The sequence below is a fragment of the Polynucleobacter sp. genome (assembly GCF_030693775.1).
Lineage (GTDB): Bacteria > Pseudomonadota > Gammaproteobacteria > Burkholderiales > Burkholderiaceae > Polynucleobacter.
The window spans coordinates 199,287-213,388 of record NZ_JAUXZY010000004.1 but is presented as its reverse complement, the minus strand read 5'-3'; the positions used below and the strand labels follow the sequence as shown (position 1 = coordinate 213,388).

The window sequence follows — 14,102 nt, the reverse complement described above, 5'->3', positions numbered from 1 at the left end:
AAAGCCTAAGCTTAAACCAACTGCTGAATCCCGGCTAGAACCCAACCGCCAGAACCATGAATTGGCTTGCTCAAGTTCCAAATTTCGGTAAATGGCTCAGCTGGAGCGCCTGCCTGCTCCCGAATCATGCCGGTAAATTGAATGCTGGCTAAATAATTGTCCTGGCCAGTTTCAACACCCAGTAACTCGGCATTGAGGGTAACCACGTCAGTTTGATTGCTTGATTCGGCACGTGCGTTCAGGTCTTGCATCAGATTACTAAACATCTCGGGCGTAGCGAACTCGCGCAGGGAATCCAAATCGCCGTCATCCCATGCTTTTTGCAATTTCACGAAGTAGTGCTTTGCATTATCCAAGAACGCATACTCATCAAAGCCAGCTGGCAAGGATTTAGCCGCCTCAGGAACGACTGCTGCTGCGCCACCAAACGAAGCGGCGACAGGGACAAAGCCAGGCTCATTGCGTGTGGTGTTGCCATGCTCATAAGCCGTACGCTGCATGCCATTGTTCCCGGCAGCTGCTGGGCTTGTACGCCCCGCACCTGACATCGATGGCATAAAACGCTTGAGGATAAACAGGAGGAGCAAGCCGACTGCCAAGGCAATCAAAATACCGGTAAACATCGAAGCCGCAGCTTCACCCAAGCCAAAATGGGAAAGAAGGTAAGCAATACCAAGGCCAGCTGCTAAACCACCCAGCATGCCGCCAAATCCAGGACGCTTGGGCGCTGCCGCTGCAGCATTACCAGCAGCGGGTGCCGCAGGCTGTGCTTGCTGCGCTGGCTTTTGCGCTTGCGCAGGCTGCGCCTGCTTCTGAACCGGGGCCGATTGGCCGATACTTTTTCCACCACCCATACGCTTCGCGTCAACATAGCCAACCGAAGAAAAGGTCAGCGCGACAGTAAGTACGATGGCTTTGATTGCATTTTTATTCATTTATTTAGGTCTCCAGTAATGCACAACAACAAAACTAATACTTAGAATTTAATACCAATATGAAGCGCAACGATACCCCCGGTTAATCTATGGGTATCAACGGCATCAAAACCGGCCTCTAGCATCATATTTTTTAAGGTTTCAGCGTCCGGGTGCATCCGGATCGATTCCGCCAAATAACGATAACTTTCAGCGTCTTGGGCGATTTTTTCACCCAACCACGGCAGCACCTTGAAGGAATACACATCGTAAACCGGCTGAAGCATCGCATCGGGCTTCGAAAACTCCAACACCAAAACTCGTCCACCCGGTTTAATCACGCGCAGCATTTCAGCAAGGGCCCGGTCTTTGTGAGTCATATTGCGTAGTCCAAAGGCAACCGTGACCACGTCAAAATGATTTGCCGGGAATGGGATGGACTCAGCATCAAACTGCACGCAGGGCAAAGACATGCCCTGATCTAACAATCGATCGCGCCCGACCCCCAACATGGATGCATTGATATCACTCAGCCAAACCTCGGCATCAGGGTGTTTGGCCCACCCAGCAGCTTTTGCAAATGCACAAGCCAGATCACCAGTGCCACCTGCAATATCAAGCACTTTTTGACCCGGGCGAACCTGGGCCCGAGCGATGGTGAGTTTTTTCCAAATGCGGTGCAGACCGAATGACATCAAGTCATTCATCACGTCGTATTTAGTCGCTACGGAGTGAAAGACATCGGCAACCTTGCCTGCTTTTTCTGCCTCGTCTACCGTTTGGTAACCAAAATGGGTTTTATTCATGTGCCGTATTGGGTATATGTATTAGTGGTCACAAGAGTGGCCTTCATGCCCGGTTGGCGCGCTGGCGACATCGCGGCTTGCGCCTGCTTGCTTTAGCTTATCGAGGTAATCGTTCCACAAGGCGTCTTGGTTTTCGCACAGGAAATACAAATACTCCCATGAAAACAATCCGGAATCGTGTCCATCTGAGAACATCGGGCGAATCGCATAGTGGCCGACTGGCTCAAGCTCATTAATGCCTACATTGCGTTTGCCAGTCTGCAGAGTCTCTTGACCAGGGCCATGGCCCCGAACTTCTGCCGATGGCGATAACACGCGTAAGAATTCAAAGGGCAGGCGATATGAACTGCCATTCTCATAACTCAGTTCCAATACTTTGGATTGCTGGTGCATCACTACATTTGTTGGAATCATCAAACCAATACCCTCTCAATGCCGCCCTGATTAGCTTGGGCGACGTAATCTTGCATCCAATTGTCACCCAAGATGCGCTGCGCCATTTCAACAACGATGTAATCTGCGGTCGTTGCGCTATCGGCATCAAAGCGCGACAAACCTTGCAGGCAAGATGGGCAGCTCGTTAATACCTTAACCTCGCCAGTAAAGTCAGCCTTTAAGCTTGTCGCTGCCTTTTCCATTTCAATCTGCTTGCGAAAGCGGATCTGCGTGGAAATGTCCGGGCGTGTCACAGCTAAGGTACCTGACTCACCGCAGCAACGCTCATTCTTCAAAATGGCTTGCTTGTCTTCCGTCTGAATCAGCTCATTCACGGTCTTCAGTGGATCTTGCAACTTCATCGGCGAATGGCAAGGATCGTGATACATGTAACGCACGCCCGTCACGCCCTCTAATTTGACGCCCTTCTCCAATAAGTATTCATGAATATCAATGATTCGGCATCCAGGGAAAATCTGCTCAAACTGATAACCCGCTAATTGGTCGTAGCAGGTACCGCAGGACACCACGACAGTTTTAATGTCTAAATAGTTCAGCGTATTGGCCACCCGATGAAACAGAACGCGATTGTCCGTAATCATCTTTTCTGCTTTTTCGAATTCACCATTGCCGCGCTGGGGGTAGCCGCAGCACAAATAGCCTGGCGGTAAAACGGTCTGTACACCGACATTCCACAGCATGGCCTGTGTAGCTAAACCAACTTGCGAGAACAAACGCTCCGAGCCGCAACCCGGGAAATAAAATACCGCCTCGGTATCTGCAGTCGTTATTTTTGGATCACGAATAATCGGGACGTAATTCGCATCTTCAATATCCAGGAGCGCTCGGGCTGTTTTCTTGGGCAAGTTCCCCGGCATTTTCTTGTTAATGAAATGAATCACCTGCTCTTTGATCGGCGGCTTTCCTACCGTTGCAGGCGGCGTAGCCGTTTGTTTTTTGGCAAAGCTGCGGAATAAATTATTCGCAATGCGCTGCGCTTTGTAACCCCACTCAATCACTAATTTGCGTGTCAGGCGAATCGTATCGGGATTACTTGCATTCAAAAAGAACATCGATGTGGCTGTGCCGATATTAAAACGCTGCTGACCCATCTTGCGCAGTAAGTTGCGCATATTCATGGTCACATCACCAAAATCAATCTTGACTGGGCAAGGCGTAGCGCACTTATGGCAGACCGTACAGTGGGCTGCTACGTCATCAAACATTTCCCAATGGCGGATTGAAATCCCCCTTCGGGTCTGCTCTTCGTATAAGAACGCCTCGATCAGCAGGGATGTCGTCAAGATCTTATCGCGGGGGCTGTACAGCAAATTGGCTCGGGGCACATGCGTCGCGCAGACAGGCTTGCATTTGCCGCAGCGCAAACAGTCTTTCACGCTATCGGCAATCGCGCCAATATCGCTTTGTTGCATGATCAAGGACTCGTGACCCATCAATCCAAAGCTGGGCGTATACGCCATGCTCAAATCCGCATGGGGCATTAGCTTGCCCTTATTAAATCTGCCTTCGGGATCAACGCGGTTTTTGTATGCCCTGAAATCTTTTAACTCTTCCTCGCTGAGGTATTCGAGCTTGGTAATACCAATGCCATGCTCACCTGAGATGACACCATCGAGCGAGCGCGCCAAAGCCATAATTTGATCAACTGAGCGATGTGCGTCTTGCAACATGCCATAGTCATCCGAGTTCACCGGAATGTTCGTATGCACGTTGCCATCACCGGCATGCATATGTAGCGCCACAAATACCCGCTTACGCAAAATAGCCTGGTGGGTCTTTTCTAGCTCAGCCAAAATCTGTTCAAAAGCAGCGCCGCCAAAAATAATGCGCAGCTCCGCGCGCACATCCGTCTTCCACGATGCACGCAAGGTGTAGTTTTGTAAGTCAGGGAAAAAACGATCAAGGTCATTCAACCAACTAGACCAGCGCGTCCGCATCTGGTGCAACAGTGCAATAGCCCCATCAACACGATCACCTAGAATTTCTGCGGGGGAGATGTCATCGTCTTCATCAGCCTTACCCAGCGGCAAATTACCTTTGCGCAAAAATGCTTCCAGCGCATCGAGTAATTGCAATTTGTTTTTAAGGGAGAGCTCAATATTGATACGCTCAATGCCATCGGTGTACTCACCCATGCGATCGAGCGGAATCACCACGTCTTCATTAATTTTGAAGGCATTGGTATGGCGTGCAATCGCAGCGGTACGCGCCCGGTCTAACCAAAATTTCTTACGCGCTTCCGGGCTAACGGCAACAAAGCCCTCACCGACGCGCAAATTAGCCATGCGTACCACCTCACTGGTCGCAGCGGCCACGGCCGACTCATCATCGCCGGCGATATCGCCAATCAATACCATCTTCGGCAGAGTATTGCGCTTGGACTTAGTGGAGTAACCCACAGCCTTTAAATAGCGATCATCCAAATGCTCAAGGCCAGCCAAGATAGGGCCACCTTCACGACTTAAACCATCAAGGTAGGCTTTGATCTCAACAATGCTCGGGATAGCTTCACGTGCCTGTCCATAGAATTCCAGGCAAACGGTGCGCATGTATTGCGGCATGCGATGCAGAATCCAGGTAGCACTGGTGATGAGGCCATCACAGCCCTCTTTTTGAACGCCCGGTAGTCCCGATAAAAACTTGTCGGTAACGTCTTTGCCTAAACCCGCTTTCCGAAAGCGATGGCCTTCGATATTCAGAGTCTCGCGACGCAACACCTTCTCACCTGGCGCTTGCAATCCGTCGGACCACACCAGATCAAACTGCGCAGCATCGGCATCATGAATCTTGCCCAAGTTATGGTTAACTCGAATCACATCGAGCCAGTTCCCCTCAGGGTCCACCATGCGCCAGCTGGCCAGATTATCTAAGGCGGTACCCCATAAAACGGCTTTCTTACCACCTGCATTCATCGCCACATTACCGCCGATGCAACTCGCATCCGCTGATGTGGGGTCTACCGCAAACACCAAACCAACTCGCTCTGCTGCCTCGGCAACGCGGCGCGTTACAACACCGGCGCCTGTGAAAATCGTTGGTACCAGCTCATTTAAACCAGGCAGGCTTACTTTCACTACTGGGTCAATTTGTTCTAGCTTTTCGGTATTGATGACCGCCGACATGGCGACCAAAGGAATCGCACCGCCGGTATAGCCAGTGCCGCCCCCACGCGGAATGATGGTGAGCCCAAGCTCAATGCAGGCCTTCACTAATCCGGGTATCTCGGCTTCAGTATCTGGCTTTAAAACAACGAATGGGTATTCAACACGCCAATCGGTCGCGTCCGTCACATGGGCAACACGCGACATGCCGTCAAAAGCGACGTTATCCGCCGCCGTATGGCGTCCCAATACTTTTATTGCGCGCTTGCGTAACTGGGCAACTGTTTCAAAATTCTGCTCAAAGAGTTCGACCGCAGTCCGCGCTGCTTTGATCAAGATTTCAACTTGCTCGGCCGAATCGCCGGTCATTCTTTTTTCGACTTCACCAAGGCGATGCCAGAGCGCGCTAATCAGCATACTGCGGCGCTTGGTGTTATCCAATAAATCGTCTTGCAAATAGGGATTGCGCTGCACTACCCAAATGTCACCCAAGACCTCAAATAGCATGCGAGCCGAACGGCCCGTTTTGCGAACACCACGAAGTGAATCAAGTACGCGCCAAGATTCCGGCCCTAGAAGGCGAATGACAATTTCACGGTCTGAGAAGGAGGTGTAGTTGTACGGAATTTCCCGTAAACGGGGCTCCCCAGCCTCAGCAGTGAGTAATTGGTTTAATCCGAGTGGGGCGTTCATGGAGTGGGATTCGTTAAATAAGCATTTTAAAGGAGTAATCCGATCCTGACAGGAATTCCCTAATTTAGCTGACAACACCCATAAAACCTTGCAAAACTAAGGGCTTAGGGGTCAACCGTGGTACGCTCATCGCATGGCAATCAACTATTTAAAGAAAATATTAACGGCTCGCGTTTACGACGTTGCGCGCGAGACTGAATTGGAGCTAGCGCCCGCTTTAACGGAGCGCCTGGGCAATCGAATTCTCCTGAAACGAGAGGATAACCAGCCCGTTTTCTCGTTTAAGCTGCGCGGCGCTTACAACAAGATGGCGCAGCTGAGCCCTGCCGCCCTCAAACGCGGCGTTATCGCCGCTTCGGCCGGAAACCATGCCCAAGGTGTAGCCCTCGCCGCCGCCAAGATGAAATGCAAGGCAGTCATCGTGATGCCGGTAACCACCCCTGCAGTCAAAATCGATGCAGTCAAGGCCCGCGGTGGCTCTTGGACAGAACTCGTTTTGTTTGGCGAATCGTATAGCGATGCCTTTGATCACGCCAAGGTACTGGAGAAAAAACGGGGGCTGACTTTTGTTCACCCCTTTGATGATCCGGACGTCATCGCCGGCCAAGGAACCATCGCCCAGGAAATTTTGCAACAACACCAAGCGCCAATTGATGCCATTTTTGTCGCCATTGGTGGTGGCGGTCTGATTGCTGGCATCGGTGAATACGTCAAAGCCGTTCGCCCAGAAACCAAAATCATCGGCGTACAAGCCGCTGACTCTGACGCCATGCGTCAGTCACTCAAGGCCGGTCGTCGCGTTGAGTTAAAAGAAGTTGGTTTGTTTTCGGACGGCACTGCGGTCAAGGTAGTCGGCAAAGAAACCTTCCGCATTTGCAAACGCGTAGTCGATGACATCATTACCGTCGATACCGATGAAATTTGTGCCGCGATCAATGACGTGTTTACCGACACGCGCAGTATTTTGGAGCCCGCAGGTGCGCTCGCTATCGCCGGTCTTAAGAAATACGTTGAGAAGAAAAAAGTAAAAGATAAAACCCTAGTTGCGATTGCATGCGGCGCCAATATGAATTTCAGTCGCTTACGTTTTGTGGCTGAGCGCGCCGATGTGGGCGAGTTTCGGGAGGCTGTGTTTGCCGTCACCATTCCAGAAGAGCGAGGCTCCTTCAAGCGCTTCTGTCAACTGCTTGGCAAACGCAACGTCACCGAATTTAATTACCGCATTGCCGATCAAGCCAAAGCGCATATTTTTGTTGGCATTGGTACGCAGAAATCGGCCGATAGCGCCGAGATCGCCAAGCACTTTGCCAAAGCGGGATTTGCGACGATCGATTTAACCCACGACGAACTTGCCAAGTCGCATCTCCGGCATATGGTTGGCGGTCACTCTCCTTTGGCGCACGATGAGCTGCTCTACCGCTTTGAGTTCCCAGAGCGCCCCGGTGCATTGATGCGCTTTTTAACCAGCATGGCACCCAATTGGAATATCAGCCTGTTTCATTACCGCAATCATGGCGCAGACTACGGCCGCATCTTGGTTGGCATTCAAGTTCCCAAGAATGAACAGAAGCAATTCCAATCCTTCTTGGCATCCCTAGGCTACCCGCACTGGAATGAAAGTGCGAATCCTGCTTACCAGCTCTTCCTAAAGTAAGTCAGCTGAATGTCCTATAGCCTGACCGGAAAGCTCGTTGTTGCGATTTCATCGCGCGCCCTATTTGACTTTGAGGAAGAGAATCGCTTATTTGAAACCAGCGATGACAGTGCCTATATGAAGTTGCAACTCGATCGATTGGCCATGCCTGCGCAAACGGGCGTTGCCTTTCCGCTGGTACAAAAACTACTGGCCTTTAATCAAGGCGATGAACAACGTGTTGAGGTGGTGATCTTGTCGCGCAATGATCCAGTCAGTGGCTTGCGTGTGTTCCGCTCTGCCGAGCATCACCAGCTTCGCCTAGAGCGCGGCGTATTTACTCGCGGCAGGCCGCCCTACCATTACCTGCGCTCATTGCAGGCGAATTTGTTTTTATCAGCTAATGAAGACGATGTGCGGGCGACGATTGATGCCGGCTTTCCGGCGGCGCGTGTTTACCCCGAGTCCAGTAAAACTGCCGAATCGCATCCCAATGAAATTCGCATTGCCTTTGACGGTGATGCCGTTTTGTTTTCAGACGAAGCAGAGCAAGTTTTTCAGAGTAGCGGACTCGAGGCATTTGTTGATCACGAAAGCAAAAAGGTGGCGATTCCATTACCGCCTGGTCCTTTTAAACCCCTACTGGAAGCCCTACACCGCCTGCAAAGTCAGTCTGGGACACAGGCCGCACATGGCATGCGCATTCGTACTGCACTCGTTACTGCGCGCTCTGCTCCTGCGCATGAACGCGCGATTCGCACCCTGATGAACTGGGGCATCGATGTGGATGAAGCTATGTTCTTAGGCGGCCTTTCCAAAAGTGAGTTCCTCCGTGAATTCGAGCCTGATTTTTTCTTTGACGATCAAACCGGGCATTGCAATTCGGCAGCCTCAGTTGCGCCTACCGGGCACGTGGTTTCAGGGGTCGCTAACCGCCCAAAATCCAGCAGTTAATTCGGCGCGCCTGACCCATATTCTTCATGAGCTATTCCGACTCCCCCCACTTACCGCTTGGTAAAGAAACTGCATACCCCCAGCACTATGATCCCAGTGTGCTGTTTCCGATTCCGCGCGCAGAAAACCGAGCGAAGTTAGGTCTTGGCCCTGAGAGCGCTCTCCCATTTTTTGGCGTTGATCTGTGGAATGCATTTGAGCTCAGCTGGCTCAATTTAAAAGGGAAGCCGCAAATCGCCTTAGCTGAGTTTGAAATCCCCGCAGACTCGCCTTGCATGATCGAATCCAAATCCTTCAAACTGTTTTTAAATAGCCTGAACAGTGAACGCATTGCAGATGAAGAAACCCTGCGGGAGCGAGTCGTGGCTGATTTATCGGCGGTTGCAGGAGCGCCGATTCGGATGCGCATTCTCACTCCAGAGCAACTGTCAAAACGCGGTATGCGAGAAATGGATGGGGTATTACTCGATCGCCTTGATATTGAAATTGATCCGAACGTAAAAGCAGACCCCGCCTTATTGAAGGCAGATCACTCGAGTTCCCCCATAGAACAATGCCTGGTGTCGCATTTACTGAAATCGAATTGCCCAGTAACTGGACAACCCGACTGGGCCAGCATTCAAATTCGCTACCAAGGCAGGCCCATTGAAGAAGAAGGATTGCTGCGTTATTTAATTGGGTTTCGAGAGCTCGGGGAATTTCATGAGCACTGTGCAGAAACTATTTTTTGCGATATTAAGCGGCAGTGCAAACCAGAAAAATTATCGGTCTATGCGCGCTACACTCGGCGAGGTGGTCTGGATATCAATCCGTTTCGAACCGATTACAACGCTGTCTGGCCTGACAACACTCGCCACGCCAGACAGTAATTCATTAAAACGGAATATCGTCGTCCATGGCACCCAAGGACGCTGCTGTGGGCGCTGGTGCGGAATTCGATGACTCAGACGACTTAGGGCGCGAATAGCTCTCGCCACCTTCACCGCCACCAGACATCTTCGAGCCCAACATCTGCATTGAGTCCGCCACAATCTCGGTGGAGTATTTTTCTTGACCGCTGGCATCAGCCCACTTACGTGTACGCAAACGGCCTTCGACGTAGACCTGCGATCCCTTTTTAAGGTACTGACCTGCAATTTCAGCAAGCTTGCCAAAAAACGCAACGCGATGCCATTCGGTGGTTTCTTTCATCTCACCGGTTTGCTTGTCTTTATAGCGATCCGATGTGGCTACTGAAATATTGGTTACTGCGTCGCCGCTAGGCATATAACGTGTTTCTGGGTCCCGTCCAATGTTACCCACGATGATGACTTTATTTACCGAAGCCATGATGTCTCCCGAAGAAAATGTATGTGAAAAAAATGTAAATCAATGCACTAGTATTAATGAGGCTTGTACAGCGGGTAAGTAGTCAACTTGTCTGTTTATGCGGCTGGAGTTTCCTGGGCATGCTTTTTTGCTGGTAACTCGCGCATCGACCATGCAATTATAAGCCAGGCAAAAATGAGCGCCATTCCCAGCATAAATACCGATAACTCGCCAAAGTATTGGGTTACCAAACCACCAACCGCAGCACCAAAAAAGAGTCCTAAGGACTGGGTGGTGTTGTAAATACCAAGTGCCGTACCCTTGGAGTCTTGTGCCCAGCGCGATACCAAGGAGGGCTGTAATGCCTCGAGTAAATTAAATCCGACAAAGTAAATCAGCAAGGCTGCTGAAATGAGCAAAATGGTCGTGGCCTCAATAAAGACCGCTTGCGAAATAAACAGCAGACCAATAGCCACTAATACCGCAACACGCAGGCGCTGCTTCTTTTCACCCAATACCAAAATGGGTGCCATTAACGCAAAAGAAATGAGCAGTACTGGGAGATAGATTTCCCAATGACGCGACAGTGGAAAGCCCATCTGCACCAATAAGCGCGGTACGACTAAAAACATCGCCACCTGGGTTGCGTTGAGAACAAACACACCGACATTCAAGCGCATTAACTCAGGGCGACGCAGGATAGTAAAAAACGGGGTGTGCTGGGGAGCTGCTTTTTTCTCTGGGGCAGGTACGTACCAAAGCGCAACCAGAATGGCGACAAAGCCCATTGCGGCCAACAATAGAAACATACCGTCTAAGCTAATCCAGCGATAAATCGGCGCAGCCAAGACCAAGGAGAGGGCAAATGAAATGGCAATGCTGCCGCCCACAATCGCCATGGCCATGGTTCGTACCTTTTCACTCACCAGGTCGGCAACCCAGGCCGAAATCGCCGCAGAAATCGCGCCTGCACCCATGAGTCCACGACCAATTCCAATCCACAGCAAATCATCGTGGCTAGCGGCAATCAGGGCGCCCAGCACAAAGCAAATCAGACCCCCCACCACAACCGGGCGTCGGCCAATCCGATCCGACAGTGCGCCCAGCGGAATATGAAAAAAGGCCTGAACAATATTGAACATGCCCAGGGACAATCCCACCAAAAAGGCGCGATCGCCGCCTGGCAAGCCCTCTGCATGCAGGCTAAACACCGGCAAAAGCAGAAAAAGGCCCAGCATCCGCAGGCCAAATATGCCTGCTAAAGCCAGAGTCGAGCGGAGTTCGGAAGAATTCATGGGAAAAGGCTATATTAACAAGTTACGCCTAAAAACCATGAATAACGAAATCAAGATCCGCGGTGCGCGCACGCACAACCTGAAAAATATCAATCTGGACATCCCCAGAGAGAAGTTAGTGGTTCTCACTGGACTCTCCGGATCCGGTAAAAGCTCGCTGGCATTCGATACCCTCTATGCCGAGGGGCAGCGCCGCTACGTCGAGTCGCTGTCTGCTTATGCCCGTCAATTTCTACAGCTGATGGAAAAACCAGACGTGGATGTCATCGAAGGTCTATCCCCCGCGATCTCGATTGAACAAAAAGCAACGAGCCATAACCCCCGCTCTACCGTAGGCACAGTCACGGAAATCCATGACTATTTGCGACTCTTGTTTGCCAGGGCGGGAACACCGCACTGCCCAGAGCACAATCTGGCCTTAGCAGCGCAGAGTGTTTCGCAAATGGTGGATACGGTGATGGCACTGCCAGCGGAAACCAAGCTAATGATTTTGGCGCCCGTCGTGAGTGAACGTAAGGGCGAGTTTGTTGACCTATTTCAGGATCTCCAGGCTCAAGGCTTTGTGCGCTTTCGGGTGCGCTCGGGTGGCGGCACTACCAATACAGCCAAAGCCGAGATCTTTGAAGTAGATCAACTGCCGAAGCTGAAAAAAACCGATAAACATTCGATTGAAGTCGTAGTGGATCGCATTAAAGTTCGTCCCGATATTCAGCAGCGCTTAGCCGAGTCCTTTGAAACAGCTCTGCGCTTAGCGGATGGAAAAGCCATGATTGTTGATATGGACACCGGGGTTGATACGATTTTCTCCAGTAAGTTTGCGTGCCCAATTTGCTCTTACTCGCTGCAAGAGCTTGAGCCGCGGCTCTTCTCGTTTAATAATCCGATGGGCGCCTGCCCTTCTTGCGATGGCTTAGGTCACATCTCCTTTTTTGATCCCAAGCGCATTGTGGCCCACCCCGATTTATCGCTAGCCTCAGGCGCAATTAAAGGCTGGGATCGCCGCAATCAGTTTTATTTCAAGCTGCTACAGACCTTAGCAAAGCATGCCGGCTTTGATATTGAAAAACCATTTGAGAACCTGTCTAAAAAAGCACAAGACCTCGTCCTAATGGGATCCGGTGACACCAATATTGCGTTTGAGTATCTGAATGAACGCGGCAAGTTAAGCGTGCGGCAACATCCTTTCGAAGGGATTGTGGCTAACTTTGAACGCCGTTATCGCGAAACCGAATCGATGGCGGTGCGCGAAGAATTATCGCGCTATCAAAATATTCGCTCCTGCCCCGACTGCAATGGGACCCGTTTGCGCCGTGAAGCGCGCTTTGTCAAAGTAGGCGATGGCAAGCAGTCGCGCGGCATTTTTGAAATCAGCGCACTGCCCCTCAAAGAAGCCAAAGAGTATTTTGAAACTCTCCAGCTCAAAGGTGCAAAACGAGAAATCGCCGACAAAATTGTGAAGGAGATTAGCTCCCGCTTAACCTTCTTAAACGATGTTGGCCTCGATTACCTCTCGCTCGAGCGCAGTGCTGACACCCTATCCGGCGGCGAGGCGCAACGCATTCGCCTCGCCTCGCAAATTGGCTCTGGCCTAACCGGTGTGATGTATGTACTCGATGAACCTTCGATTGGCCTGCATCAGCGCGATAACGATCGCCTGATTGGCACACTCAAGCACCTGCGTGATTTAGGAAACAGCGTGCTCGTGGTTGAGCACGACGAAGACATGATTCGGGCCTCTGACTACGTGATTGATATTGGTCCAGGTGCTGGTGTTCACGGCGGCCGGGTGGTGGCGCAGGGCACGCCCGCCGAAGTAGAGGCTAATCCCAATTCCCTCACGGGCGCCTATTTAGCTGGGCGTGAGCGCATCGAAGTACCTGAAAAGCGTATACCTGCCAGTGATCGGTTTTTAAAAATCATTGGTGCTACGGGTAATAATTTGCAATCCGTGAATGCGGAAATCCCCGTAGGACTTTTGACCTGCGTCACTGGCGTATCGGGCTCTGGCAAATCAACCCTGATCAATGACACCTTGCATCATGCAGTTGCCCACCATATCTACAAGTCGAATGCAGAGCCAGCGCCGCACAAAGCGATTGAAGGCCTTGAGCACTTTGATAAGGTGATTAGCGTTGATCAATCACCGATTGGTCGTACACCGCGGTCCAATCCTGCAACTTACACTGGCTTATTTACACCCATTCGTGAACTGTTTGCTGGTGTACCTGCATCGCGCGAGCGTGGCTATGAAGCCGGTCGATTCTCTTTCAACGTTAAAGGGGGTCGCTGCGAAACGTGTGAGGGCGATGGCGTTCTCAAAGTCGAAATGCACTTTTTGCCCGATGTGTATGTTCCCTGTGATGTTTGCCACGGTAAGCGCTACAACCGCGAAACTTTAGACATCCGCTACAAAGGAAAGAATATTCACGAAGTCTTGGCAATGACGATTGAGCAAGCCCATGAATTTTTTGAAGCAGTGCCCGTAGTCAAACGCAAACTCAAAACCTTACTGGATGTGGGTTTGGGCTACGTTAAGCTGGGTCAAAGTGCAACGACACTATCGGGCGGTGAGGCACAGCGTGTGAAGTTATCGCTGGAGCTCTCGAAACGCGATACCGGCAGAACCCTCTACATTTTGGATGAGCCCACTACAGGGCTGCACTTTCATGACATCCAATTGCTGTTGACTGTGATTCACACGCTTAAAAAACAAGGCAATACGATTGTCATCATTGAGCACAATTTGGATGTAATTAAAACCGCAGACTGGATTATTGATTTAGGGCCGAAGGGCGGCGCTGGTGGCGGTTTGATTATTGCAACCGGCACTCCTGAAGATGTGGCCAAGAATCCAGATAGTTTTACTGGTCACTACCTTGCCCCACTGCTTAAAACAAAGCCCGCCAAAGTCAAGGCAAAGAAAGTAACTGCCTAAGCCGAGA

At 51.0% G+C, this 14,102-nt stretch carries 10 protein-coding genes; 4 read left to right on the top strand and 6 right to left on the bottom strand.

Annotation, left to right across the window (positions count from 1 at the left end; all coding sequences use genetic code 11):
- Positions 1 to 11 precede the first annotated feature (11 nt).
- The 4 genes from Q8M75_RS03860 to Q8M75_RS03845 are packed head-to-tail and all read right to left on the bottom strand — an operon-like array spanning position 12 to position 5,970.
- Positions 12 to 935 (bottom strand): Tim44 domain-containing protein, encoded by a 924-nt coding sequence (locus Q8M75_RS03860; protein WP_305486374.1) that lies wholly within the window; start codon positions 933 to 935, stop codon positions 12 to 14.
- 41 nt (positions 936 to 976) lie between these two features.
- A complete protein-coding gene (gene ubiE / locus Q8M75_RS03855) occupies positions 977 to 1,720 on the bottom strand; it encodes a bifunctional demethylmenaquinone methyltransferase/2-methoxy-6-polyprenyl-1,4-benzoquinol methylase UbiE (RefSeq protein ID WP_305486371.1) in 744 nt (247 codons plus the stop codon).
- A gap of 21 nt (positions 1,721 to 1,741) precedes the next feature.
- Complete coding sequence (locus Q8M75_RS03850; RefSeq protein WP_305486369.1) at positions 1,742 to 2,134, bottom strand: DUF971 domain-containing protein; 393 nt, start codon at positions 2,132 to 2,134, stop codon at positions 1,742 to 1,744.
- Positions 2,134 to 5,970, bottom strand: a complete 3,837-nt coding sequence (locus Q8M75_RS03845; RefSeq protein ID WP_305486367.1) for an FAD/FMN-binding oxidoreductase — start codon at positions 5,968 to 5,970, stop codon at positions 2,134 to 2,136. Before Q8M75_RS03845 ends, Q8M75_RS03850 begins: the two co-directional genes overlap by 1 nt.
- A 133-nt stretch (positions 5,971 to 6,103) precedes the next feature.
- On the opposite strand from Q8M75_RS03845, the gene ilvA reads away from it, so the two are divergent.
- Genes ilvA through queF form a run of 3 tightly spaced genes read left to right on the top strand, consistent with a single transcriptional unit; the run spans position 6,104 to position 9,426 of the window.
- Positions 6,104 to 7,624 carry a threonine ammonia-lyase, biosynthetic gene (gene ilvA, locus Q8M75_RS03840; protein WP_305486365.1) on the top strand — a complete coding sequence of 507 codons (1,521 nt, stop codon included), beginning with the start codon at positions 6,104 to 6,106 and terminating at the stop codon, positions 7,622 to 7,624.
- 9 nt (positions 7,625 to 7,633) lie between these two features.
- Positions 7,634 to 8,557, top strand: coding sequence for a 5'-nucleotidase (locus Q8M75_RS03835; protein WP_305486362.1), 924 nt, complete (start codon positions 7,634 to 7,636; stop codon positions 8,555 to 8,557).
- A gap of 26 nt (positions 8,558 to 8,583) precedes the next feature.
- Positions 8,584 to 9,426 carry an NADPH-dependent 7-cyano-7-deazaguanine reductase QueF gene (gene queF / locus Q8M75_RS03830; protein WP_305486360.1) on the top strand — a complete coding sequence of 281 codons (843 nt, stop codon included), beginning with the start codon at positions 8,584 to 8,586 and terminating at the stop codon, positions 9,424 to 9,426.
- Between the two features lie 4 nt (positions 9,427 to 9,430).
- Here queF and ssb read toward each other — a convergent pair whose 3' ends face one another.
- Positions 9,431 to 9,886, bottom strand: a complete 456-nt coding sequence (gene ssb, locus Q8M75_RS03825; protein WP_305486357.1) for a single-stranded DNA-binding protein — start codon at positions 9,884 to 9,886, stop codon at positions 9,431 to 9,433.
- A gap of 95 nt (positions 9,887 to 9,981) precedes the next feature.
- Entirely contained in the window at positions 9,982 to 11,160 is a 1,179-nt protein-coding gene (locus Q8M75_RS03820) for an MFS transporter (RefSeq protein WP_305486355.1), read from the bottom strand.
- A 37-nt stretch (positions 11,161 to 11,197) separates the two neighbouring features.
- Here Q8M75_RS03820 and uvrA point away from each other — a divergent pair, with 37 nt between their 5' ends.
- The gene (uvrA, locus tag Q8M75_RS03815; protein ID WP_305488155.1) at positions 11,198 to 14,095 is read left to right on the top strand and encodes an excinuclease ABC subunit UvrA; all 2,898 of its coding nucleotides are present in this window, start codon (positions 11,198 to 11,200) and stop codon (positions 14,093 to 14,095) included.
- Positions 14,096 to 14,102: the final 7 nt, after the last annotated feature.